Source organism: Pantoea phytostimulans (genome assembly GCF_046118715.1).
Classification (GTDB): Bacteria; Pseudomonadota; Gammaproteobacteria; order Enterobacterales; family Enterobacteriaceae; genus Pantoea; species Pantoea phytostimulans.
Map to the genome: position 1 here is coordinate 176,340 of NZ_CP173701.1, position 23,163 is coordinate 199,502.

Consider the following 23,163-nt stretch of genomic DNA (forward strand, 5'->3'; position numbering starts at 1 on the left):
GAACATCTGAGGGAAAGAGCCATTGATCTGGCTCTGTTGCATACACCACCTGAAGTTAATGACATGTTCAAACAGGAGAAAATCCTGACGGAGCCTGTGATACTGGCTATGCCAAAAGAAAGAATGCTACTGGCTCCCGGCCCTGATGATCTTAATGGCCAGCCATGGATAGTCGATCAGGAAAACCGGAATCCTCCGGCGCGGGCGCGACTGCTCGCCGCATGTCAGAAGGGCGGTTTTCGCCCCAATATTTGCCTGGAAGTCAGCGGCCCACTGGCTGCGCTGGCCTGTGTGGAGGCCGGGTTGGGTTTCATATTCATACAGAAAAGCCTTGCGCGGATTGTTCCGGATAATGTGGCTCTGGTATCACTCCCCTGGCTTCCGCTTGAAATCACCCTTTTTGCCGTATGGCGGAAAGAGGAAACAAGACCGCTGACAAAACGTTTTCTGGCTACTCTGGGGCTGTACTGATGCACAAAATGTGGTTTCTGGTCTCATCAACGCAACGGAATGAGTATTAACGTTTATGGACTGGAACGTCATATACAACCGCAAAAGCTAATCCGTGTCCGGTGGGATAACCTGGCGCATCAGGGAGAACAAATTTTATACGGCGCGCCGGCTTTAAACCGAGCCGCTGGGGTATAATAACCGCATGAAACTCAGGGACTGAGTCCTGACCCCGCAAAAGAAGAGACTGGTGTCTGCAACCGATATGAACGAACCTGATACCGTGAATATTAACGCTAAAATTGCCAGGCTGATGGCGGAAACGCAGAAGCTGAATGCTGAGGCGAACAAATTCAACCGCGAGTCCCTGTGGTATCCGCTTGCCATGGCGAGCGGTCTTGTGGGGGCCGTTACGGCTGTCATCATTAAATATATCGCGTAAATGTCCTGCGGGAGAGGTTCCTTCTCCCGTATCTCTTATGCGAAAAATAACCAGCCTGTCAGATTTACGTCATTGAAGGGAACTGCTTAAAGTGTCCCTTATGTATGACCCGTGGTAACGGGCACAATGTATGCTCTTTTTCTGGCTGGATGCGGCCTGACCACAAATCGCTGTCTGTCTACCAATACTGATTGCCCGTATCCTGTTGTACTCTGACTGCACCTGCACTACCTTTTTTATTCTTTACCGCAGCGGATATTACGCGGGTTCCTGCCCTGAACCGGAATGTCGTGTATGTCTGATATTACAACTGATACCAGTGTGCAAAGCTCTGCCCCATGAAAAATGCGTGGATTAATGCCAGAATTCTGTACCGTAAAAACAGGAAGTCCTCATTAGCACTCCAGACGATAAGGCTGCCCACCTCGCCTGGTGTGCCCTGACTGCTGTTCTCATTGCCCGCCACGATGGCACAGTAATATCTGAAGCCCAGGAAAATCTTTTTATTACCCGCTGGCTGGCCGAGGCTAAACGGCAGCGACGTTTTTCCCGCGAAGTGGCTCAGAATATAGACTGGTTACTGAAGGTGGGACGTACAGAAAGCGTACGTGCCGGACTGCGCAGCAAGCTGGATTATCTCTGGCACGCCGGCAGCGGTAACCTGAAACAGCAAAATGACCTGTTCCGCCTGACATACGCAATGAACCTGGCAAAAGAAAATGGCTGGGCGTACCGTTTACTGAATGACAGCGAATGACAGCGAATGGCAGGGACGCAATGAAATCAGACTTAATCCCATGGTAAACGCCATCTGCCTGCTCAGAAATGCTCTTGAAAGCTGTTTTGATGATGACGGGCGACAGATACATCCGCTCAAAGCCATAATCAGCGGTAATACAGATGCCCTGAATGTTTTACTGCAAAAATGCAACTGGGCAGCTTCGTCGGGCGGCGATTGCTGGCGACTGACAGCAGTGAGGGAAATCTTATTTCCGGTATTTACCACGCAGCCATGAATATTCCCGTCTACCCAGGAGTCCGCTGGGTATCAGCTGTGGACGCCGGGCCCCCTTCGCCTGCGCTTTCTTTCTCCAGGGCGCTGTCTCAAGATCTTCTCTCTTCCTGATACCGAATATAAAGCGCCCGGTGTTGAAGGGGCAAAAGCGGCTGCCGAGTGCCAACTACCTAGGCCAGAGCTTTGTGACCATGACAAAGGAAGAATGGAGCAAAAGCACGCCGATTTTAAGTAAATGAAAGACATCGCAGCCGGTGACGATCACAAGGCTTACCGGATACGTCGCATGATGTCTACAGGTTATAGCCTGTCGCCGGTTTATATCACTGACATGAAAAGGGTTAACGCTCCATGCTGACAACAGAATTTCCCGGCGAGTCCGGAATGGCTTTTTGTATATGCATATACATGACCTGCCGGCGTAGCCGGAATGAGAGAAATAAATGCGGACAGAATTCAGCGCACGCATGCAGCAGTAACGCAGTAACATCCGGCCCATCTCCCCGGTGAATGCCAACACGCAACTTTTTATTTGGCCCGATCCTGTGTGCCAGAAGCTTGTCATGTTGGTTGATATCCGCCCGGGTAGGCTCCATGCAGTTGAGGCAGCACATCCTTGTATAAGCGAACAGGCGCGAATGTCTTTTCTGGCCCGGCGTCATCGCTATTTTGTGCTTATCAGTGAGGCATTATTGCTTAAGTCAGCGGGCGATCCCCAAAAAGTACCTTCCGGTTTATGAAATGCGTAATCCGTCGCGTGAGCTAAAATGAAAATAAATTTTCATTTATTGTTTCATTTTGCGCTCAACCGCTTCGGGAGAAACGATGAAAACGTCCTTTTTGCTCATTGCGTTGATGATGTCAGCGGTAAATATGCCCTTCGCCGCGCAGCTGCCAGGAGATATCCTGATTAAAAATGGTTATATCATGCCGCTTAAACCGGGCAGTAAAGATTTGCCGGACCATGATATTTTAATACATGAAGGTCAGATAGCGGCAGTAGGTACCCATCTGCCAGCGGCAGGGCGAAAGGTAATTAATGCTCGCGGAAAATTTGTGTTACCCGGCTTTGTTGATACCCACTCCCACCTGTGGGTAACCACCATGCGGGGACAGTTCCGCAACCGTGATGGCAAGTTCTTTCCCGTCAGTAACCAGCTTGGGGCGCGTATGCAGCCTGATGATATCTATATCGCGATGTATAGTGGCGCCGTGGAGTTACTTTCAGGCGGGATAACCAGTAGCGGGGACTTTTTCGATAACATCAAAGGGCCTGCGTGGGGTGATGTCGGGCTGAAAGCGCTGAAGGACTCTGGCATTCGGGCCGTGATGTATTACGGCGGGCCGGATAAAACCACTAAAAGCCCTATTGATATGGATCATTTGCTAAGCCTGGCGCAGCAGCAAAAGCCTGATGACAGGGTTAAGCTTGGCCTGGGATGGCGTTTGCCCCGTGAGTTAAAGGATGAACAAAACTGGGCAATGCGGCAAAAAGAGTTCAGGCTCGCTAAACAGCACAACCTTCCTGTGCAGGTTCATGTCAGCGGCGACGCGGACGCGATGTTCAACGCCCTGATAAAACGTAACTTTCTTAATTCATCGTTAACTGTAGTTCACGCCACGGATGCCACACAGCAACAACTAATCGCACTTAAAAAATCGGGAGGTAGTCTGGCACTCACTCCGATCAGCGAACAGCGTGTCGGCTACGGATTAACCCGTCTCGATCACTTTTCAACGCTAACACGCAAGGGACTGGGTATTGACGGTAATGCGCTTGCAGGCAGCGGAGATATGTTTGCCACGCTACGGCTGGCGGCGCTTACGCTGAGCGGGGCGACAAAAGATGAAACGCAGCCAGATGCACGCCAGTTGCTGGAGCTGGCTACCTGGCACGGTGCCGATACGCTGGGGCTATCGGCTGTAACCGGTTCTCTGGAGCAGGGCAAGCGGGCGGATATCCAGATTATTGACCCGGACGCGCTGAATATGAGTGGTTTTGGCGGAGGTGATCCGGCAGCGTTGATTTTATATTCCGCACGACCAGAAAATGTCACGACGGTTATTGTCGATGGGCACATCATTAAACAAGACGGACATATGCAGAACCCTGATGAGGGCTTGCTCAAAAGAAAGGCAAATGAATCCGCCAGACGGCTGCTTAGTACCTCTGAGTAGCCTATAAACTGATTCGCAATTTCCTCATCATAGTCGTTAAAATCAAAGATTGTTCATAGGGTTACTCTCATGCCTTTGTGTATGAAAATATTTGAAGTGTCTGCGATAAAGCGCTATAGCCGGTTGCACATGTATGCCTGATTCAAGGCGTAACTGCTGACAGAAATTTTTAAGTGCAAGTTTTTCAAAGGGGGCAACGATCTACTCTCGACTGAGGCGGAATGCACATCATGTAACCGCTATAACGCTGAAGTTGCGCTACCGGGAATAAGCGAGCAGGCGCGGGAATTTTTACTCGATCAGCGCCACCGGTTTTTCGTTCTGATAAGCGAAATCTGACAGCCAGAAAACGGATGGACACATGAGCTTTTGACTGAATTACAGCCGCAGGGTATGCAGGGCGGGTCTGAGGCTTATCTGAATAACGTCTGGGTCAGATCAACAGAAGTCTGAAGTATACACAAAGGGGACTGCGGATATTTCGCAACGAAGGCATTGAGCACCGGGCTGAAAACGCAGCCTTCTCCTTTGCAGCCACAAACGGGCGGCCCTGCGGGCCGGTAAGAGCCCGTGCTGGCGTGCTGGCTTTTTCCCTTCGCCTGCACTTTCTCTCTCCGGGGCGCTGACTCAGGGTCTTCTCTTTTCACGTATTGCTGCTGTTTATCTTTCTGCTGTGCTGTACTGCATGGCGATTTTTCTGTTCCTATCCATTTACGTTAACGGCATATAAGTCTTGATGGCCCCCTCTGGCTCCCCGGCCTTGCCGGGTCCTCAGCCCGACTACGCTAACCGGCAAACTCGGTAAGCTCCGCCGGACCGCAAAAAGATGCGTTCCGGCCCTTGCGGCTGGGGTCTGATGGCGCACTGCCACCCCTGCAGCTGGCCTGCGCCAGCGCCTTGACCACGCCAGATAGCTCCGGCGTTCTGTAGCCGCACGCCTCGGCGTGCGGGTGCGTTCCTGCTCATCTCTGCTCCCGGTATTGATGTCCTGGTCCGTCCGGCGCGGAGGGCTTTTCAGTAGCAACCTCATTCGTTCAGCACAAGGGTGAAATGCACGCTGCGCGCCCCTGTGCTGAACGTCTGGCGCTGCTGCCCGGCATCAAAAAACGAGCGTTACGAGCTGGTACACGGGCTGGCGCTGAGCATTGCCGATCACGTAAGCCGCGCCGTCACTGACTGGTCATCGCGACGCCCGAAAATTCCTGCGGCGGTGATCGCTGCCTGGCTGCTGACAAAAGAAATGGTGCTTGAGCTGTTCGGCGAAAACGGTGAGGGAATCTGGTCAGGCGTACAGGGCGCACTTAAATCACGCCTGACTGAATACTATCACGACTGCTGACATCGCAAATCATACCGGCAGGCTACAGAGTGGAGCAGGAGAAATCCTGCCCGCTTTGAGCGCGCCTGAAAAGCCTGGCGGCCCTGCGGGCCGGGAAAAACCGGTGCTGACGCACCGGTCATCTCCCTACGCCTGCGCTTTCTTTCTACGGGACGCTGTCTCACGGTCTTCTCTCTGCTTCCTGCTGCTCTCTGTTCTGCTGCTGTGCTGCAGCTGCTTCTCCGGTTTCCTGTTCCTAAAGGTCAACGGCATTAACAGCCTGATGGCCCCCTTCGGCTCCCCGGCGTAGCCGGGTCGTCAAGCCCTACTGCGCTAACCGGCAAAGCCGGTAAGCTCCGCCGGACCGCGAAGCGTTCCGGGCCTTGCGGCTAGGGTCTGATGGCAACGGCCAGGTCAACCCCTGCAGCCGGCTGGCGCCGGCGCGTTCACTGGCCACAAAAGGACGTGACCGCTGAGGACGCCCGCGTTGCGGTCGGGTGTGTGCATGCTCATCTCCGGCGCGGTGGTCATGTTGCGGTACGTCCCACGCGGCGGGCGAATCAAAGCACCGTCATTCATCAGACACAAGGGTGAAGTGCACGCCTGCGGCGCCCTTGTGTCTGCTGCCTGCCGTTGCTTCTCAGCCCTTTGCCGCGAAGGAACTAACCGAAACATGAATTAACCACCTGACAGGAGAACCAGCATGCACACACAAAACGTCAACACCGCCGCTCCAGAATCTCCCAAAACATGGGTTAACGGCTCAAAAATCTGCGTCAGCGCAAAAGATCTGCGCGCGCGCTGGCACGTCACAGGCGAAAACGGCGAAAAGGTCACGCCCACAGCAGGCAGGCACTATCCGGCGCGAAACGGCAGCTATGGCGCGGACGTGCTGCTACTTGATGAAACAGATGTCATAGCGCTGATGGCTGCCGGACATACCTCGTTGCCGCGACTGGCGAGTTCAGGACGGGGCATGACGGCGCTTTACGACCTGGGCGAAAACGCTGACGGGCGATACCTCATTGCCAGCCGTGGGCAGATCTTTTACCGCTCAGCTTCCTGGCCGGAGGCCTGTCGGGAATATATTCGCCGGGCCTCTGCGGTAATCGCAGAAGAGGCGAAAAAGTTTTTCGATCGCTTCCACGAAGCGTCTGACGCAGGGCTGGATTATTACCTGGCCAGTGACGTCGCACGCGGCATTATCTCGCTGGAAAACGCTCTCAGTCCGGCGCCAAAAAATCAGGTAACTGCCGGTGCCGGTGATACCACCCTGAACGATATCCCGTTCTGAAAACGTTGCGCGTCCTGGAAGGGCGGGCCGCTTTTTCGTCTGAACTGATTTAAGGGGAAACTGAAATGAAAATGCACAATGCGCAGGCAGTGGTCATCGGTCAGGTTGTCAGTACAGTTCTTTACAATCGCGGGCGGGGCGTCGTGTTCGCCGTTCACGGTGAGCAGAAACCGGCATCAGTCGGGTCGCTTTCGGGCTGCGTATCTTACGGGAGAAATGCCACGTTTGATATTGCGTTTGAGAGCGGCGGAATATCACGCGGGCTGCCAGAAAGTATCCTGCACGGAAAACAGTGGAGCATATTCCAGGAAATAAAAAGCGGGGAAGAGACGGCGCAAATTGTAAAACATGCCGAGTCAGAAGAACGCCGTAAGCAGCAGGAAAAAGAGGAGGCAGAACGCCTTTACGCGAATGAATGCGAGCGTTTAGAAACAGCACCGGAATATGCGGCACTTTCTCAGGATAAAAAAGGGGCCGTGCAGGTAACATCCAATATTCGTAAGGAGCTGAAGGCCAGGTTTCCGGGCGTTAAATTCTCGGTTCGTAAGCGCAGCTATGACAGCGTAAGTATTAACTGGATGGACGGGCCGACAGAGGAAGAAGTAAAAGCCGTAACGGATAAGTACAAGGACAGTTATTTTGACGGCATGCAGGATATGTCCATTTCCTGTGCCTCTCCGTTCAACCGAATTTATGGTGGCGTGGGCTACATTTTTACCGACCGGGATTATTCGGACGGGATGAAGCAAAAGGCAGTGGACATTATCGCTAAAAAATATGGCGGGAGTCTGGAAGGTGAGGAAATAACTCTTTCGCGTTTTAATACCGGCGAGCTTTACCGGGTCGGGCGCGATTACTTCTGGCACAGTCAGGGTGTGCAGGGTGAGATAAACAGAACGCTTGCGGAAATAAAATAACAGTCACCGGGGAGCCTGAAGGTTCCCTTTTTTTTGCCTGTTATCCGCCGCCGGTATTAAGCCGGTGACGGATAAATAAAAACCGGCGCGAAGTCGGGAACGGGCGACACGTAAGAAAAAAAGAGGATTACTCAGGTTACCCGTTCCCGGTATTGATCCGGGATCGGGTAATTCTGTGCGCAGGGTTCATTACTGGCGGTAAGATTGTCTGGCACAGAAAAAATAAAAGGAGGTGCGGGCCTTAACGGTACTAAAACCTGATTAGCCGTTGAATGCCTTACGCGGGATTGTACCAGCCTTAATGGCCTTGTAATGTTTGTCAATCAGCATCGCATAGTTATAGCGGTTCGTTACGGTCACCGGCAGGTTTTTCATTCCCGCGTTGTACATTCCCACCGCCAGCCACGTTGTGCCGTACTGATTGAAATTACGGCGCAGCAGCATGGCACCAATATAAATATTCAGACACGGCTCGCTGAGCAGCTTTTCTTTGTTGAGACCCGGGTACTCTTTCTGTAAGCGGCGCATGGTGACCGAATTAATCTGCATGAGCCCGTAATCACTGCTGCCGGGTTTTCCATCTTTGGTCCGGTTGGTATTTACAGCTGCCGGATTATAGCGTGACTCCTGCCAGGCGATAGCGCGCAGATAGTCCGGATCGATGGAATACCATTCACCAGCTTTAATAAAACAGTCCGCATTCACGCTGGCGGAGAAAATGCCTGTCGCCAGCAGGGCTGCAGCGTAAGTAAATAAACGCATTGCGGCTCCTGATTTGAAAAGTTCGGGGGAGGTGTCAGGCTCAATAATATCATAAGAGTCAGGTTTTTACACACCACTCGCAAATTTAATTTTGCTGATTTAATCATTTCAAATCAGTGTGTTAGTTAAATATCGTAGAATATTTAAACAGTATCTCACTCACCATCTGGTAACCTCATGGAATCCTGAAGGTTTTTTTAAGGTTACTTAAGGGTTTGTTTTAATATTATCAGTAAGTTAAAATCAAATTTCAGTCATTGGTTTCCAGTTGGTTACTCCAGTTTAACCGATTGTTACCTGATGGTTACCAGCAAATCTATGCCCGAAACCTTGCATCCAGACTGGTCCGATGTGAAGCTTGTCTGCGTGAATTAAAATGAGAGAGAGAAAAAAAATATGAATGATGAAAATTCGGCTAAGCGTAACAGGGTCAACCTTACCATCCCTTTTTCACTGCTGGAAAAGATTGATGCACACGTCGAAAAAAAGCTGGAAGACGGTGAGTCTCGCGATACTGCTAACCGCTCTGCGTTTGTGATGGAAATGTTCAAGCTCGGCCTGCGCGTTTATGAAAACAAAATAAACAAAGACGCCTCTGAAAAGACCCTTGACCAGAAGCTGGAATTTATCGCTAAGAATGTGCTCGTCAGTGGCTTTATCACTGACGCTATCTTTGGCATTCAGAAAGAAACAGTTGATGCCGGTAAGGTCATCAAAAATGAAATGGTTCTGGACCCGGAATGGGTGAAAGCAGTCAATGAGCGTGTTGCAGGAAAATTGCAGGAATACTTTAAATAATTATTCAGGGCCTGATGCATCCCACTGGTGCATCAGGCACATCGGTTTATCATTCGTCCTTACTTTCTGAATCGGCCTCTTTCTCCCGAAGTGCTTCCAGCTCTCTCTTCTGCGCTTCACGGATATAGCGACGCAGCGTAAGCGCGTTAATCCCATACTGGGTGTAAACCTGCTTACGGGTAATTCCGTCCCGCAGAACGGCATTGACTGCCTGATCGCGGTCGCGTTTAGACAGTACGTTTCGATTATCATACTTGACGCGTTTTTCCTGAATATCGGGTGAGTCTTTCTTTTCCCGCCACGCATCTTTTACGGTAGAGATGGTTACCCCGATAATATCGGCCGTCTGCTGCAGCGTTTTTCCCTGAACGCGCAGGCGAACCGCATACTCTTTTAATTCTTCCGGAACAGGTCGATAGTCTTCGCTTGTGCCGACGTATTTTATCAATGTTTCTGTAGTGATGTCGTATTCGGCAAGGATATGCTTTCTGAGCACGCCATCGCTTAATTTTTTCTTTATCGCCTCTACGTCATCAGGCGTCAGTTTTCTTTCTCTTTCTCGGGGGGTAATTTCTTTTCCGTCACGTTCAGCTATTTTTTTGACGGCCTGATAGATGGCCGCGCGTGATACACCGCAGGCTTTTTCAATTTCTTCCAGCGTCATTTTTGGCTCGGCGTGATACATGCCCGCAATCAGCTCCCACTGCTTCCAGCGGTATTCCATTGCGGAATTTCCCTTACGTTTTTTAATCAGCTTGTAAACGTAAGATTCAGAACAGCCCTGTTCTTCGCATATATCTTTTACGCGCCAGCCGAGCATGACCCGCTCCATTATTTTATCCGCACTGGGGCCGCGTTTATTTCCGGCAAAACTCTCAGGCACGGCGTCTTTTTTACCATCAGCCGATGATTTCACACCAGGCAGTGCAGGTTTTTTTTGAGGCTCCGTTATATCACCCGGATCAGTAAATACCGCCTTATTAAGGCTGTTCTTTAATTTACGGGCCTGCCAAAGATTTACGCCGGGGCGGGGAAGGGGAGAAAAAAAATCTGCATTAATCATTATCCAGGCGGCCGGATCGGCCACGTCTGAATAATCTTTTATCTGCGCGAGTGAACGTTCGGCCGTTGCCTGCAACAGTCTGGCCGGGACGCGATTTTTAATAAAGGCGAGCAGCGGAATGGTGACCAGCTGGCAGGCATAATAGCGGTTTTCTCTGAAGGTGACCTCATACCAGCCCGGGTCACGCATGTAATGCAGAAGGGCATCATTGAGTAGTTCACTTAAGGCTTCCTCATGATTTGTCCTAAAAATCTCAGCCGCAAAGCCCGCCGGATCGGCGACAAGAACAACCAAATCGGCAGTTTCAGGCATGATTTTTCATTCTCATTCAATCGGTTAGGAACTTAAGTGAAATTTCTCACCATAACGATAAGTGAAATTGATCAGCAAGATCAATAACTTATATTGAAGTGTGCGATCCGGAAGCGTAAAAAAACGTCAGCCGGTTAAGAAACCGTAAGCATCTGTAGCAATCCCACAGATTTGTAAAGGAGGAGTAACCGGCAAGCCAGAAATTTGACTTAAGGCCATACAGGCAAAAACAAACGATAGTTCAACCGACTGATCATTATATCCCTAACTGAGGAAAAAACCTATGAAGGGCTCTCTCTCTTCGTCTTTAAACTACTGCCGCAAGGCAGGGGCGGTAGCGTGGAAGAAACTGAACAAGTCTGCGCTGCTCTCAGCACTGGCGATCCTGGCTGTTTCCGTGATGCCAGCCCACGCTCAGGACTACTTCGCAGGGGCAAAAACTGATGTTACGGATACCTTCGGCGGAAACTCAGTCGTTGTATATATCCTCTATGTGATTGAGATTGCCTTCATCGCCTTCACCTACATCAAGACCAAAAACCTCGCGCTGTTCGGCAGCATCGCCGCGCTGCTGGTTTTCGTGAACGTCGCCTTCAACGTTATCCCGGCTTAACGTCTGCTTATGGATAAACGTGACCGGTATACCTATGCGGCTACGTTTTCCGAGCAGAAGCGGTTCGTGGGGCTGCCACCTGATGAGTTCTGCCTGTATGTGCCACTGGCACTGCTGGCAGTTTTCCTCAACATGTGGATTTTTGGCCCCACGCTTTTAGCCGCCGTGGTTGGAATACGTCACCTCAAGAAAGGCCGCGGTTCTCAGTATCTTCTCAACCTTGCGTACTGGTGCCTGCCCACCTCAGTGATGCGCTTCTTTATCAGCATCCTGCCTGACAGCTACAAACGGCACTGGGTCGCCTGACCCCCCCCGGAGACAACATGGAATTAAAGCTGCGTTCGGCGGGAAACCGCAATATGGCCGTGGCTATTCTGGTGCTGCTCGTTATCACGATCCTTGCGCTCCTTCTCTGCTGGCGCATCTACGGCGATAACCGGGCGCTGATGAATCAGCTCCTTAATAACAAACAGACCATCATCGTTCCCTACGGCGCGGACACGCCGTTCAGCTTCACCGGCGAGCGCGGCGACGCCCGCTACCTGCGCCTGATGGCGCTGGCGTGGCTGAACCTGCGTCTTAACATCTCCGACAAAAACGCAGAGGCCAGCCACGAAATGCTGCTGGCGGGCGCCTGCGACGGCGCGGAGAAATCACTTAAAGGCGTGCTGGCTGACGAAGCCTCGCGCGTTAAAGGCAACAGCGGCGGGTCGGTGTTCTACCCCAGAGACGTCAGCGTCTGGCCGGACAAGGGCATCGTGGACGTGACCGGCGACCTGCAGCTGAGCTACGGGCTGCACGACGCCAGGCCGGTGAAGAAGCACTACCGCCTGCGCACCGACACCCGTAATAACCGGCTCTGCTGGAGCGCTTTCCTGGAGGTTCCTGATGCGTAAATCCCTGCTAATCAGCGCCCTGGCGCTGCTGACGGCGTTCGGCGCGCGCGCTGAACAGCTGACGCTTAACCCCGGCGCCCGCGTCAACGCGGCGGTGAGTAACACCAACCCGAACTACCTGCGCGTGAACGATGACCGCATCCTCAGCGTGCAGGCGGCGCAGGGCGTACTGAGCGCCAAATCCCCGACGCCGGAAGGCGCGGTTGTGTTTTCCACTCTGACCGACAAGCCGTTCACCATGTTTGTTCAGACCGCGTCAGGCTTTGCCTTCTCGGTGCAGGCGACACCGGGTATCGTCCCGCCCCTCATAGTTGAAGCTGAGATTGTTAATACTCAGAGAAAAGGGTTGGTTATCTGGCAGGACCCCGTCACCGTTTTTCACTGGCTCAATTTCGTCGGTCATAAAGGAATGGTAGCTATCAAAAAAACGGCTCATGATAGTCAGATTCGCGCCGTAATTCGCAATTTCATCCAGATGCGATTTCATCATGACGATTGACTGAAAAACCATGACCAGAGCACCGACTGCCATTTCGCTGGTGCGTAAATGGCCGAGGAAAAGAAAGATACCAAGGCTGAGTATGAGGAGACTCATCACCATTGCCGGGATGGGGGAAACCATAGCCCTTACACGCTGCTTATGCATACGGTTATACGTGTTTTGGGCCGACTCGTTATATTTGCTGAGAAGGTATTCGCCCAACCCATAAAGCCGGATTTCCTGTAGAAAACTCTTATCCATGCTCACGCCATAGACGTAACGCATGGCTATGGCATCTTTTGAGTTTCTAAACAGATCCTCCACGTATTTCTGTTGGATACGGATGTTGGTGACGATCATAGGAATGGCCGATAACGCACAGATGGCCGCCCCAACACCGGAATAGCTAATAAGTACCAGCAGCAGACTGCCGGCCATGACAGCAGCCCTGAACAAATAAATAATGCAGATGATAAAATTCAGAGGCCGGTAGGCTGCCTCTTTTTTCAAAAACTCCAGTTGTTCATAACGGTCCTTGTTATCAAACAGGCTCAGGGAAAAGGATTCATTCATCCGGCGCATAATACTGGTGCTGAAATATCGTGTTGAGATTTCCGTTACATCCCCCTGAACAAGATTTACCAGCGGTTCCATCAACTGAATGCCTAACAGTGAGATACACCAGATTGCAATGCTTACAATTAGAGCATTGTCACTGATTTGCGGAATATGAAGGGTGTTAATTATTTGTCCCGTCATGAAGACGTTTAATGCTGGAATGAGGCCCTGAAGAAGTACAATTGCAACGAGTGCTACGATGCGGATTGGACATGAAGCAAAAACGTACCTGATTGCAAGTATCACTGACTGCCTCCCTTGTTGCAGTTTTGTTGAATCATATCAGCCGCTGCAATGATAAACGAGAATGACACTCAATATCACTAAGGTTTTGTTTCCCATATATCGGTTACTCCCACAGCTGGCAAAACACATTTTGGGTTAGCCATTTGGCGCCAGTGATATCCCATATTTTTTTAGCAAATTTGTTCGAGTTTTTGATGCGGTTTCTAACCGCCTTAAGCGTTTCTAAGGCTCACATAACTTTATGGTAAGACTAAATCAGCTCGGTCATTGAGTAGTCAGGTGTACAGTGATCTCTGGCTTGTTCCCGGTTGATTGACACACGGCATTGCTAGCAAGAACCATGGCGACTCAATTACGAACGTCCGCTTTTCGCTCATAGACGACTGTGCCCTCTCGCCTCGACCGCAACTGAGAACACCACCTAATTTGGTCTCAGGACATTGACCATTTCCCCTTTTTTCGGCCTCATTTGAGGCCAGCCTGCGCAGTCAGCAGAAGGAACGTGCCTTACCGTTGCCATCAGACCCCAGCCGCCAGGCCCGGAACACATCTTTTCGCGGTTCGGCGGAGCTTACTGGTCCTGCCGGTTAGCGAAGTGGTGCTGATGACCCGGCAACGTCGGGGAGCTGGAGAGGGTTTATCAGGATAGTGATACTGATGTCTGCTTTGTGCCAAAAGCGGACATTGCTCTAACCGAACTCTGTTGATTTATGCGGTGCAGGGCAATTCTCTCGGGTATAACGTCCCTTGACGCTCTGTCACTGCGTTAGACTGCCTGGCCCCGCTTGATCATGCTTTTCTACACGCCCTTTAATTTACTGCGAAGCGAAGTAGTCGGTTATGGTTCTGAAGTGAACCGTTCTTTCCGACCTCCATCGCGCAATTCCTTCCAATACCGATTACAGATGCAATGATTAAGTAAGCTTCTCGTTACTGATAATGGAAGGGAATTTCATGTTTACGACGCCGTTCTGGCCCGCTGCTGACTCATACCATATCCACATGATGGATATCCCTCTGCCTGACTCACTTTCGCCCGCGGCGCTGGACCTTATCCACCAGGCTACGCGTCTTGCAGAGGCGGCCAGTCATATTCACCCGATTTCCACACGGACCGGGAGTACGCTGCTTCAGTCTGTTGAAGAAAAGCTAAGCATTATCTGTTTCAAGCTTGCGCAGGAATTTGACGATCCGGATAGCTGCAAAGCGTTGCAGTTACGTGCAGAAATCCTCTCTGACACCAGCACAGCAAAAGAACTTCTCCCGCAGATAGCAGGACTGGATGAACAGGAGCTGGTGCAGGGAATAGGTTATATGTCGACATGGGTAGGTAAGTCTCGCACGCAGCATTATTCCGCCTGGTTTGGGTTACCTGATCGCGGGCTGCAGGAAGTTTCGGATGTGGTGGATGAGCTCTTTCCGGATAACCTGTGCTGGCTGCAAAATCATATCGACCAGCGACTGGTTGCGCTTCCTGGATGCCGCTACAAAATTGTCGACCTGTTTGCTATTGCTGGCGAAGCTAACAGCTATCCCAAGCATTTCGCCTATTTCTTTCCTGAAGATGAAGGGGTGAAATACGCCTCACAGAAGCGCACCATTGTGTTTGCAAATACCTATCTAAACCTGTTTGAACGCTTTGCCCGGTCCCAGGCTCCCCTGCTTGGCTGGCAGCATGACGCTATCCCGGACAGCGCTCTCTGTGCCCGCCACTTGATCGCCTGGTTCCGCGGTCATGATCTGGGGCATTCAGTTGTTCTTGAAAAGATGATGTTTGGCAAATTAAGTAAACAGGACAGATGGGGATCAATGGTTGTGCAGGAAGCACTGGCCGATGTGTTTGGGCTGTTGATGTGCCTGACAGAGCCTTCCCGGCAGGCCCTACAGCTGAATGAAACGTTGCAGTTAAAAATTTTCCTGCTGGAAATGCTGAGATATTTGCGCCGCGGCCCATGTGATTATCCTGATGCAGGGGCGGCCTATATACAGCTCAAGTGGCTAACTGAACACCGGTGTCTGAACTGGAGTGGGACGTATTATGTGGTGGATCTCAGCACGGTGCAGCCTGCTCTGACGGCACTGGCAACAGCAATGACACATTCTGTATTGCAGGGTGATACAGAGGCAGCCCTGGCGTTCCTGCAACGTTATTCACCTCATCATCAGCGTGAAGAGGCGGATCTGCTGCTGAACCGGTTGGGTAAAACTGTCGACATGATCGAGTACGACCAGAAGATCAAAGGCTTTACGTTATGATCGAGTTTTCAAATGGTTTCTTACTGAGCCTTTCGCTGTGTCTTGATATCGGGATTGCCAATATCGCCATGATTACCCTTGCCATGCAACGCGGATATTTTCATGGTTTCTGGCTGGGAATGGGGACTTGTGTGGGTGACCTGGCATATGCATTACTGGCGCTGGCGGGAATGGCCGTACTGCTTCAGTATGAAGCCGTACGCTGGATACTGTGGATTGGCGGTGGCGCGATGCTTCTGTGGTTCGCCGGCAAAATGCTGATGGCCGCTTTCAGGAAGGTTTCGGAGCTTAACGTGAGCGAAACCCATCAGTATCGCCCGCTGCTGCGTGAATTTGGCCGGGGCGTGGTGCTTGCCATGTCTTCCCCCACGGCCATTCTGTGGTTTGCGACAGTGGGCGGTGCGCTGATATCCCGGATGGGTCAGCACAGCGTTACGGCAACGTCCTGGTTTCTGAGTGGCTTTTTCATCGCGGGAATGTTCTGGACCTGTGTCTTGTGCCTGGTTGGAAGTTTTGGAGGCAAACTGCTTGGTCAACGCCTGCTTAAATATTCCTACATAGCCTCAGCGCTCATATTCAGCTATTTTGCGCTATACGTGATTGTGTCAGGGTACCGGGAGTTTATGGTGACCTGATCTGACCTGCGAAGCATAGTGATGGGGCGTTGTTCCCATCACTTTGCGAAATGCATTAATGAAATGACTCTGATCGTAAAATCCCAGCATTATCGCCGCATCGAGCGGATGCACGTTTCTGCGAAGCAAGTCGCGGGCATGGTGCAGACGAAGCTGCATATGATACTGCAGAGGCGGCATACCCGTATGCCGGGTGAAGAAGCGAACAAGATGATATTTGCTCATCCCCGCCAGCTGCGCGAGCATCTCCAGCTGCGGTTTTACGCTGAGGTGCTCCCGCAAGTACCCGATAACAACATTGATTTTCTGTTCATCACCTCTCTGAAGTAGAGCTGGCGTCTCAAGCAGCTCACCACAAAGTAAAATCAGTTCCTGCTCCTCATCCATGCCCCGCTCCAGCCGGGCTGATGTTGCAAAACGGTACAGCGCGTCAAACAGGCGAGTGTTATTGATTATGCCTTCTTGCAGAACAGGGGCTTCATGATCGCTATTGAGATTGTCCTCATCTGCAAGCATTTTTATCACTGTCTGGGGTATATGCACACTGATGAATTCCACGGCTTGAGTATCAAAACGCGAAGCCTGAATGGTACCCGGATTATATAAGGTAACCTGACCACTTTTAACATACGCGGTTTTCCCTGCCAGCCAGATTTCCTCTACCCCCGTCAGGTTTGCACTGATGACATATTCATCGTGAAGATGTTTCGGAAAGCCCGAATTACGGGCTCTGACCCGTGAACACTCTATGCCATTCCGGCTAAACCACTCTGCAGATTCTAGTGACAACGTATCTGACCTTATGCAGTAATAGTGAATAATTATTAATGAATGATAAAACCATTTACTGAGCATTTTTTCAACTGATGGTTTTAGGGCGCCAGCGAATAAATTATCCTCCGGGCGTAGTCTGCCAGTAATAGGATATGTCCCTTCCTGACCAGACCGTGCCCACACGGCCGGGTAAATCTAGCTGGCTTTGTCGGTTAGCTCACCCTGACACACGGCCTGGCAAGCAGAAAATGGACAGAAGGACGTTGTTCCTTGTGTCCGCTTTGTGCCAAAAGCGAACATTCGAGTAATTAGGTTATAGTTTCTCACCAAAACAAATGACGGTCTGTGTTTATCTTTCGTAAGGTAAATGATGAGCTTAAGCAGGAAAGATTAATTATGAGCAGATTAAGCATTGAAGTATCTAACTGCATTACACCTGAGTTCACATTGCCAATCGAAGCAGGTTTAAATCAGTACAATGATGAAACAGTAGGATTTAGTGAAAGGGAACCACTCGCAGTAGTTGCTCGAGATGAGAATGGCAACGTATTAGGGGGAATGCTTGGCCGATCGTATCTGGGCCTCCTGTTCATAGATTTGGTTTACCTGCCTCCAGACATCAGAGGAAAAGGATTAGGGAGCCAGATACTTAAATGCGTTGAGGATGAAGGTAGAAAGCGAGGCTGCAAGGCAGCTGTTCTTTATACTATAACTTTCCAAACTCCTGTCTTTTATGAAAAAAACGGTTGGCAGCGTTTTGGTGAAATACCTTGCCTTCCAGAAGGAGCCAGCCGTGTTTTTCTGAAAAAAGAGCTTTAAAAGATTCCGGCGCTTCTGACTGATCTAAACATCAGAACAATTGTATGTCGCAATGTCCGCTTTTCGCTCATAGCGGACCTTCCCTGTATTAATTAGCTTGTAAAAACTTCAGACATCCGCTCATTTTCGCTTATCTCTCCCTCATTTGAGGCTACAGCATCGCCCACCGGACCAGATTCAGGCTGACAACCGTCGTTGCCATCAGACCCCAGCCGGTAAGCGCAACAGCGCTCACGTCCCGGCGCTGCCCGGGAATCGGCAGGTGCGATGCGTTGGCTGTTTATTCTTTTGTTGCGGATTGCGGGCAAAAAAATACCCGCACAGGGCGGGTTAAAATTCGTTACAGAGGAGACCTCCGCATTAACTGTAGACCGTAATGTCTGCGTTAGGTTCATTAATTCTTTGTTTAATATAGATTTAACCTGACTATGGTTTTATTCCGCGCCAGCCAGATTATTTCTCACTGTTAACTTCAGTCAGCTGCCAGATTTTTTCACGAATGGCTTCCTGCTCTTTTTTATCCGCCGCGGCTTCAGGTTCACCAAACAGCGACCAGATTTTTTCTTCCAGCTCCGGTTTCGCCTGCTGATGGCCTGAGACGCTGAACTGCGTGTCATCATTCGCATAATGCTTACCGCCGTTATTTACATAGTCTGCTGATTTCACTGTCATGAATGCTCCGTTATCTGTCCGGCCGCTCTTTGTCCTTGTGAGTGAAGACGAAAAAAGCCCGCAAATAAGCAGCGGGCAAAAGTGACAAGGATTTCTCGCAGGTGCACATTTCATGCTTTCTGTGCAGCTGTAGATTCTGGCTAAAGATTTCTTGTTTGCAGGCGAGGCGTATTCCGGCTGCGCAGTTTCAGCCCTTCGCCATCAGTTTCCGGCCGGTAAGCGCTGCAGGGCTGGTTCCCTGCCTTGCCGGCGAGCCAGAAGAAGTCTGCGAGGTGCTGATGAAACTCCTTTTTAAAAAAGGCCATTATTCCTTTTCCTGCAGCAGTATTCAGTAGGACTACGCGAAACCAGGCGCGGGCAGATTCATCTTGTGTTGTTACCCCGTCTGTTTAAAACGCTGTCATTTCTCAGAAACCGCCAGCTTTTGCTTACGAATTTATGACGAGCCGCATGGGTTTGCGTCATTTTTCTCATTACGGCCTCTTCACCGGGCACTTTCTGTCAGTTTCTTCAGGTTATGCCAGGCTTGTTTGTGTACGTGCCAGTGATTTCGCCGGAAAATTTGCAGGGGAATATATTTTCTGTCGACCGGGTCGGGCATAACCCTTTAAGCACGCCGGCCCGCAGCCCGCTTAAAGGGTTATGCCCGCGGGACCCGGTAAAAGGTACGTATGTACAACCGTTGCAGGATATAACATATCTGAACTGTCACCCAGGAGAGACCCATGGCTCATGAAACAATCGTAACGATGTTCAGTACCTTAACTCTGGCGGAAGGTGCGAAGCGTAACCTGATTAAGGCCGGCTTCAGCGATGATGATATTGATATTATCTCAGGCGAACGCCTCCGTTCTGAGGGGCATGAAGCGCGTCATCCCGGTTTCTGGCAACGCCTGTTTGGCAACACCCTTGAGGAAGACCAGGAAGAAGTTTACGAAGATGCGCTGCGAACCGGCGGGGTGGTTCTGTCGCTTCGTGCCGATGAGGATGAGGCCCCGCGCGCGCTGGGTATTCTGGATGCGCATGAGGAGCTTACAGGGCGCAGCGCAGCGGCCCCGGCTGATTACACGACTGATGAAGAGCTTACTTCGCCTCCGGTTGGCAAAAGTAACCAGACCGGCACGGATGCAGTGCGGACATCACTGACCGGTGATGAAAGCGAGGAAGACGTGCTTCGCCTGGCTGAAGAACGACTGGAAGTCGGTAAGCGACTGGTCAGTGAGGGCTCTACCCGTGTCCGCCGCTATACCGTTACCGATCGCGTTTCGGAAAATATCTCCTTGCGCGAACAGCACGCCGAAATTTTCCGTCGCCCGCTCAGTGAAACCGGCTCGCCGGACAGCGTTGACTGGTCAGAAAAAACGGTAGAAGTTGCTGAAACCCATGAACAACCCGTCATTAACAAAACGGCGCACATCAAAGAAGAAGTGGTGGTACGCAAAGATGAAAGCGATCGGGTGGAGACGGTCAGTGACTCAGTGCGCCGTCAGGAAGTGGATATCGATCATGCAGATACCGTGCAGGCCTCAGACACAGCTCATAATGCCGGGATATTGCCGGAAGCATCCCGTTCAGGTAATGCCAGAGAGTATGACGTCACGTCAGATAATAATCGCACGGATCACCCGGAGCACAAAGAAAGCTTAGCCGACAAGGCAGGTGACAAAATTGCGGAAGCCAAAGAGAAAGTCGAAGACAAGTTCAAAAAACCCTAATTTATTTCCCTGGCGATAACCACCGCTCAGGCCCGCATCCCGGAATGCGGGCTTTTTTCACCTGTTAACTGCCGGCTATTGTGCGTGCTTTCCGCTCACAGTAGCCCCTGAAAACCTGCTCAATGGCGGCTTTATGGCAGAAGCGGATATTACAAACCTGAAAGTGCCTGAAACTGGTCACAGTGATTATTTGTCAGCTCTGCTTTTGCCTGAGGATATAAATGAAGTTTTCCGGCCTGAATCGCTCCAGATTACCGGAAAATTATACAGTCAGCGCGGGCTTTCACCTGTAAAAAAATCCGGTAACTTTTACAGAGCATTTGCAGGCCCCATGGCTTCGCTACTTTTATTAATCTCTGTTGATGGCCTGTAATAAAAAACAGCGAAAGCATTTCCAGGAAAATTTCCTCTCCGGTAGTTAAGGCTTTTCCAGAGGAAAAAGCCGGGCAGGTGCTGATGGCTTTTTCGCGAGACAAGTGGCCGCACGTTTGGGGATCAGGCACTCTTCGCAGGGCGTTACTGATTTAAAGTTATTTCGGGCGATGCCCAGAGCCAGAAATAACTGACCAAATTCTCCCAGCAAAATCATGTCCTCTGCATGATTTCTGACATGTATACACGTACCGTTATGGACAACATGGTTGTTTGCTACTTTTGAAATGCTTATATAGTACATATTTTTCATTATTATAGTCCCAGAGCTTATAAGCTGAGCTTTATAATGACACAAGCAAATAAAAATCATTGGTTTAATTTATATAAACCCGCCGTGATTTTATTCTCTTTTGTTATTGTCCGGATTAAGACTTTTTATCAGAGGCTTATATGATATCAGTAATAGCAAAGCGCACTTATCCAGCCTGTAACTGACTCGTTTTTCAAACTCACTGAAATAAAAAAACGGATTACATCAGTTAATCTGAAGGATTATTTATCTTTCTTTCTGCTCATGCTAAAAATGCCTTAACCAGCGTGAATGCCACGTTACGCTTTAATGCATTGCGACAGAAAGTAACGATGGAAATCCTGTCAGTCCCGTACAGGGAAAGCGGCCCTGCCTGATTTCGGCTGTTATCCCTGTGGCTTAACCCGTGATGTCGCGCAGGCTTATTCTCTGCACCGCTTTTTATTAAAAGCTGACTCCGCTCCGTAGGGTGCCTCCGCTTACACGTCTGAGCGCGGATCCGGTAATCTCTCACTGACCCACCCGGATATTCTTTCACCGTTTCAGTTTGAAAGATGCAAACACAACCTGTTTTGCTCCGACAGATTACTGGCTCCTGTTATGGCGGAGGCTGACCTGTGTGAAAAGGCAGTCCAGAGCAGGTTAATGCGAGCCTTATCTGCCGTTAACTTTTTATCAACGGCTTCGCCTGGTTTTCGGTATCCGGTCCGCAATGACTCAGACCAGCCTCAGGGGCTGGTTTTCTGCCGGTAAGCCGGTCTGTAAAGCCGCTAAAGACCCGGGGGTATTTACAGGGTCTATATTTAGATTGGTATTGAAAACTGACCCGGGAGGGGGGTCTGGTTTTCTTTGAGTCTTTATAAGCGGCTGATAAAAATGTGAGGCAGGCATGTTAAATGAAAAACAGAAAGACCTGGTTAAGGCAACGGTACCGGTGCTGAAAGAAAACGGTGAGGCTTTAACGGACTATTTTTATAAGCGTATGTTAAAAAATAATCCCGGGCTGAAAGAAACCTTCAATATGGGCCATCAGCGCAGCGGTGCGCAGGCAAAAGCTCTGGCGGGAGCCGTGCTGGCCTACGCCGAAAATATAGACAATCCGGCGGTGCTGTTACCGGTTATTGAGCTCATTTGCAATAAACACGTCAGCCTGAATATCCAGTCGCCGGACTATGACATTGTTGGCGAAAATTTACTGCATTCAATAAGTGAAGTACTCAGCATCCCCATGGATGATGAACTGATAACAGCCTGGGGTGCGGCATATAAACAGCTCGCTGACATTTTTATTTCAACAGAAAATCAGCTTTACGATGAGCGTAAACAGTCTCCGGGCAGCTGGACGGGATGGCGAAACTTTATCGTGGACAAAAAAGTAAAAGAAAGTGAAGAAATCACTTCTTTTTATCTGGTTCCACAGGACGCACAGCCGCTTCCGGCTTATAAACCCGGGCAGTATATAACCTTACGGGTGCTGGTTCCGGCGCTGGGCATTAAGCAACCGCGCCAGTACAGCTTATCCAGCAGCCCGGCGGATAATTACCTGCGGATATCTGTTAAACGAGAGGATGCCCGCACGGAAGGGCAGGATCCGGGCTATGTCTCCTCCACGTTGCATAATAGCGTTGATAAGGGCAGCGTTGTTGAACTCAGCGCCCCGGCAGGAAATTTTTATCTGCTGAACCCGGATACGAACAACGTACTCATCAGCGCAGGCGTCGGGCTGACGCCGATGATTTCTATGGTTAATCATTTGCTTGCAGAGCATGCCGATCCAAACTTTAAACCGGCATTACGTGACGGCATAAATGCCGGAACCAGAGAATACCGGGCGCTGAAAAAAGAAATATACTTTATTCATGCGGCGCGCAGTTCTGAAGTGCATGCATTGCGTAAGGAGCTGAAAAACTTAGCCAGCCAGAATGATAACCTTCACGTTTTTATTGCCTATGAAAATGTAAAAGAAGATGAGGTCCCCGGTAAAGATTATCAGGTGAAGGGAAGGCTCGATTTAAACGCTCTTCCGGCGGCATATCTGCCCGCAGAGGCTGATTACTATTTATGCGGACCGGTTCCGTTTATGCAGGAACAATATCGCTCTTTAATCAGTCTGGGCGTGCCGGAGGAGAAGATATTCAGTGAAGCTTTCGGGACTGGCGGGCTGCATCTGTAGGTGCGTCTTTATGACGGTATTTAAAGTCCTT

General features: G+C 50.5%; 24 protein-coding genes and 1 pseudogene. 18 read left to right on the plus strand and 7 right to left on the minus strand.

What is annotated here, in order from left to right:
- Positions 1-6 precede the first annotated feature (6 nt).
- The 7 genes from ACF2G4_RS23215 (at position 7) to ACF2G4_RS23245 (ending at position 7,614) form a co-directional block, all read left to right on the plus strand.
- Entirely contained in the window at positions 7-471 is a 465-nt protein-coding gene (locus ACF2G4_RS23215; protein ID WP_409076622.1) for a LysR family substrate-binding domain-containing protein, read from the plus strand.
- 229 nt (positions 472-700) lie between these two features.
- On the plus strand, positions 701-892 hold the full coding sequence (locus ACF2G4_RS23220) for a hypothetical protein (RefSeq protein ID WP_409076509.1): 192 nt from the start codon (positions 701-703) through the stop codon (positions 890-892).
- 478 nt (positions 893-1,370) lie between these two features.
- Positions 1,371-1,649, plus strand: a complete 279-nt coding sequence (locus ACF2G4_RS23225; RefSeq protein ID WP_409076623.1) for a DUF2913 family protein — start codon at positions 1,371-1,373, stop codon at positions 1,647-1,649.
- A gap of 1,083 nt (positions 1,650-2,732) precedes the next feature.
- The gene (locus ACF2G4_RS23230; protein ID WP_409076510.1) at positions 2,733-4,085 is read left to right on the plus strand and encodes an amidohydrolase family protein; all 1,353 of its coding nucleotides are present in this window, start codon (positions 2,733-2,735) and stop codon (positions 4,083-4,085) included.
- Positions 4,086-5,154: 1,069 nt separating this feature from the next.
- A complete protein-coding gene (locus ACF2G4_RS23235; RefSeq protein ID WP_409076511.1) occupies positions 5,155-5,424 on the plus strand; it encodes a hypothetical protein in 270 nt (89 codons plus the stop codon).
- A 682-nt stretch (positions 5,425-6,106) separates the two neighbouring features.
- A complete protein-coding gene (locus ACF2G4_RS23240) occupies positions 6,107-6,697 on the plus strand; it encodes a hypothetical protein (protein ID WP_409076512.1) in 591 nt (196 codons plus the stop codon).
- 65 nt (positions 6,698-6,762) lie between these two features.
- Positions 6,763-7,614: an LPD29 domain-containing protein gene (locus ACF2G4_RS23245; protein WP_409076513.1), complete on the plus strand. Its 852-nt coding sequence runs from the start codon at positions 6,763-6,765 to the stop codon at positions 7,612-7,614.
- 261 nt (positions 7,615-7,875) lie between these two features.
- Here the strand turns inward: ACF2G4_RS23245 and ACF2G4_RS23250 are convergent, their stop codons facing one another.
- Positions 7,876-8,376 (minus strand): lytic transglycosylase domain-containing protein, encoded by a 501-nt coding sequence (locus ACF2G4_RS23250; RefSeq protein WP_409076514.1) that lies wholly within the window; start codon positions 8,374-8,376, stop codon positions 7,876-7,878.
- A gap of 396 nt (positions 8,377-8,772) precedes the next feature.
- Here ACF2G4_RS23250 and ACF2G4_RS23255 point away from each other — a divergent pair, with 396 nt between their 5' ends.
- Positions 8,773-9,174, plus strand: coding sequence for a relaxosome protein TraM (locus tag ACF2G4_RS23255; RefSeq protein ID WP_409076515.1), 402 nt, complete (start codon positions 8,773-8,775; stop codon positions 9,172-9,174).
- A 49-nt stretch (positions 9,175-9,223) separates the two neighbouring features.
- Here the strand turns inward: ACF2G4_RS23255 and ACF2G4_RS23260 are convergent, their stop codons facing one another.
- Complete coding sequence (locus ACF2G4_RS23260) at positions 9,224-10,549, minus strand: hypothetical protein (RefSeq protein WP_409076516.1); 1,326 nt, start codon at positions 10,547-10,549, stop codon at positions 9,224-9,226.
- Positions 10,550-10,832: 283 nt separating this feature from the next.
- Here ACF2G4_RS23260 and ACF2G4_RS23265 point away from each other — a divergent pair, with 283 nt between their 5' ends.
- From ACF2G4_RS23265 to ACF2G4_RS23280, 4 genes and pseudogenes are all read left to right on the plus strand, one after another.
- Positions 10,833-11,162, plus strand: coding sequence for a type IV conjugative transfer system pilin TraA (locus ACF2G4_RS23265; RefSeq protein ID WP_409076517.1), 330 nt, complete (start codon positions 10,833-10,835; stop codon positions 11,160-11,162).
- A 9-nt stretch (positions 11,163-11,171) separates the two neighbouring features.
- Positions 11,172-11,468 (plus strand): type IV conjugative transfer system protein TraL, encoded by a 297-nt coding sequence (gene traL, locus ACF2G4_RS23270; RefSeq protein WP_039390120.1) that lies wholly within the window; start codon positions 11,172-11,174, stop codon positions 11,466-11,468.
- Between the two features lie 17 nt (positions 11,469-11,485).
- A complete protein-coding gene (locus ACF2G4_RS23275; protein ID WP_409076518.1) occupies positions 11,486-12,058 on the plus strand; it encodes a TraE/TraK family type IV conjugative transfer system protein in 573 nt (190 codons plus the stop codon).
- A pseudogene (locus ACF2G4_RS23280) lies at positions 12,051-12,302 on the plus strand (type-F conjugative transfer system secretin TraK); the annotation flags it as partial. The gene ACF2G4_RS23275 and the pseudogene ACF2G4_RS23280, both read left to right, overlap by 8 nt.
- Positions 12,303-12,314: 12 nt before the next feature.
- On the opposite strand, the gene ACF2G4_RS23285 reads toward ACF2G4_RS23280, so the two are convergent.
- A complete protein-coding gene (locus ACF2G4_RS23285; protein ID WP_409076626.1) occupies positions 12,315-13,403 on the minus strand; it encodes a hypothetical protein in 1,089 nt (362 codons plus the stop codon).
- 954 nt (positions 13,404-14,357) lie between these two features.
- On the opposite strand from ACF2G4_RS23285, the gene ACF2G4_RS23290 reads away from it, so the two are divergent.
- Positions 14,358-15,659, plus strand: a complete 1,302-nt coding sequence (locus ACF2G4_RS23290) for a hypothetical protein (RefSeq protein WP_409076519.1) — start codon at positions 14,358-14,360, stop codon at positions 15,657-15,659.
- The gene (locus ACF2G4_RS23295) at positions 15,656-16,294 is read left to right on the plus strand and encodes a LysE family transporter (protein WP_069729346.1); all 639 of its coding nucleotides are present in this window, start codon (positions 15,656-15,658) and stop codon (positions 16,292-16,294) included. Before ACF2G4_RS23290 ends, ACF2G4_RS23295 begins: the two co-directional genes overlap by 4 nt.
- Here ACF2G4_RS23295 and ACF2G4_RS23300 read toward each other — a convergent pair.
- Positions 16,265-17,083, minus strand: coding sequence for an AraC family transcriptional regulator (locus tag ACF2G4_RS23300; RefSeq protein WP_069729396.1), 819 nt, complete (start codon positions 17,081-17,083; stop codon positions 16,265-16,267). The genes ACF2G4_RS23295 and ACF2G4_RS23300 overlap by 30 nt on opposite strands.
- Before the next feature lie 381 nt (positions 17,084-17,464).
- Between ACF2G4_RS23300 and ACF2G4_RS23305 the strand changes: the two genes are divergently transcribed.
- The gene (locus tag ACF2G4_RS23305; protein WP_069729345.1) at positions 17,465-17,887 is read left to right on the plus strand and encodes a GNAT family N-acetyltransferase; all 423 of its coding nucleotides are present in this window, start codon (positions 17,465-17,467) and stop codon (positions 17,885-17,887) included.
- A gap of 453 nt (positions 17,888-18,340) precedes the next feature.
- Here the strand turns inward: ACF2G4_RS23305 and ACF2G4_RS23310 are convergent, their stop codons facing one another.
- Both ACF2G4_RS23310 and ACF2G4_RS23315 read right to left on the minus strand, forming a co-directional pair.
- Positions 18,341-18,559 carry a hypothetical protein gene (locus ACF2G4_RS23310; RefSeq protein ID WP_409076520.1) on the minus strand — a complete coding sequence of 73 codons (219 nt, stop codon included), beginning with the start codon at positions 18,557-18,559 and terminating at the stop codon, positions 18,341-18,343.
- A 140-nt stretch (positions 18,560-18,699) separates the two neighbouring features.
- Entirely contained in the window at positions 18,700-18,864 is a 165-nt protein-coding gene (locus tag ACF2G4_RS23315) for a hypothetical protein (protein WP_409076521.1), read from the minus strand.
- Positions 18,865-19,284: 420 nt separating this feature from the next.
- Between ACF2G4_RS23315 and ACF2G4_RS23320 the strand changes: the two genes are divergently transcribed.
- Both ACF2G4_RS23320 and ACF2G4_RS23325 read left to right on the plus strand, forming a co-directional pair.
- Complete coding sequence (locus tag ACF2G4_RS23320; RefSeq protein WP_409076522.1) at positions 19,285-20,274, plus strand: YsnF/AvaK domain-containing protein; 990 nt, start codon at positions 19,285-19,287, stop codon at positions 20,272-20,274.
- Between the two features lie 133 nt (positions 20,275-20,407).
- Positions 20,408-20,647 carry a hypothetical protein gene (locus tag ACF2G4_RS23325; RefSeq protein ID WP_159222892.1) on the plus strand — a complete coding sequence of 80 codons (240 nt, stop codon included), beginning with the start codon at positions 20,408-20,410 and terminating at the stop codon, positions 20,645-20,647.
- A 45-nt stretch (positions 20,648-20,692) separates the two neighbouring features.
- Here the strand turns inward: ACF2G4_RS23325 and ACF2G4_RS23330 are convergent, their stop codons facing one another.
- Complete coding sequence (locus ACF2G4_RS23330; protein ID WP_176035893.1) at positions 20,693-20,959, minus strand: hypothetical protein; 267 nt, start codon at positions 20,957-20,959, stop codon at positions 20,693-20,695.
- Between the two features lie 889 nt (positions 20,960-21,848).
- On the opposite strand from ACF2G4_RS23330, the gene ACF2G4_RS23335 reads away from it, so the two are divergent.
- The gene (locus ACF2G4_RS23335; RefSeq protein WP_279811523.1) at positions 21,849-23,132 is read left to right on the plus strand and encodes a globin domain-containing protein; all 1,284 of its coding nucleotides are present in this window, start codon (positions 21,849-21,851) and stop codon (positions 23,130-23,132) included.
- The last annotated feature ends 31 nt before the right edge of the window (positions 23,133-23,163 follow it).

Bases quoted from the DNA above. Each gene is read 5' to 3' on its own strand.
- traL (WP_039390120.1), top strand. From the start codon at position 11,172: ATGGATAAACGTGACCGGTATACCTATGCGGCTACGTTTTCCGAGCAG.
- ACF2G4_RS23320 (WP_409076522.1), top strand. From the start codon at position 19,285: ATGGCTCATGAAACAATCGTAACGATGTTCAGTACCTTAACTCTGGCG.
- ACF2G4_RS23230 (WP_409076510.1), top strand. From the start codon at position 2,733: ATGAAAACGTCCTTTTTGCTCATTGCGTTGATGATGTCAGCGGTAAAT.
- ACF2G4_RS23330 (WP_176035893.1), bottom strand. From the start codon at position 20,959: ATGAAAAATATGTACTATATAAGCATTTCAAAAGTAGCAAACAACCAT.
- ACF2G4_RS23245 (WP_409076513.1), top strand. From the start codon at position 6,763: ATGAAAATGCACAATGCGCAGGCAGTGGTCATCGGTCAGGTTGTCAGT.
- ACF2G4_RS23310 (WP_409076520.1), bottom strand. From the start codon at position 18,559: ATGACAGTGAAATCAGCAGACTATGTAAATAACGGCGGTAAGCATTAT.
- ACF2G4_RS23265 (WP_409076517.1), top strand. From the start codon at position 10,833: ATGAAGGGCTCTCTCTCTTCGTCTTTAAACTACTGCCGCAAGGCAGGG.
- ACF2G4_RS23295 (WP_069729346.1), top strand. From the start codon at position 15,656: ATGATCGAGTTTTCAAATGGTTTCTTACTGAGCCTTTCGCTGTGTCTT.
- ACF2G4_RS23305 (WP_069729345.1), top strand. From the start codon at position 17,465: ATGAGCAGATTAAGCATTGAAGTATCTAACTGCATTACACCTGAGTTC.
- ACF2G4_RS23325 (WP_159222892.1), top strand. From the start codon at position 20,408: ATGGCAGAAGCGGATATTACAAACCTGAAAGTGCCTGAAACTGGTCAC.
- ACF2G4_RS23255 (WP_409076515.1), top strand. From the start codon at position 8,773: ATGAATGATGAAAATTCGGCTAAGCGTAACAGGGTCAACCTTACCATC.
- ACF2G4_RS23315 (WP_409076521.1), bottom strand. From the start codon at position 18,864: ATGGCCTTTTTTAAAAAGGAGTTTCATCAGCACCTCGCAGACTTCTTC.
- ACF2G4_RS23250 (WP_409076514.1), bottom strand. From the start codon at position 8,376: ATGCGTTTATTTACTTACGCTGCAGCCCTGCTGGCGACAGGCATTTTC.
- ACF2G4_RS23335 (WP_279811523.1), top strand. From the start codon at position 21,849: ATGTTAAATGAAAAACAGAAAGACCTGGTTAAGGCAACGGTACCGGTG.
- ACF2G4_RS23260 (WP_409076516.1), bottom strand. From the start codon at position 10,549: ATGCCTGAAACTGCCGATTTGGTTGTTCTTGTCGCCGATCCGGCGGGC.
- ACF2G4_RS23275 (WP_409076518.1), top strand. From the start codon at position 11,486: ATGGAATTAAAGCTGCGTTCGGCGGGAAACCGCAATATGGCCGTGGCT.
- ACF2G4_RS23240 (WP_409076512.1), top strand. From the start codon at position 6,107: ATGCACACACAAAACGTCAACACCGCCGCTCCAGAATCTCCCAAAACA.
- ACF2G4_RS23290 (WP_409076519.1), top strand. From the start codon at position 14,358: ATGTTTACGACGCCGTTCTGGCCCGCTGCTGACTCATACCATATCCAC.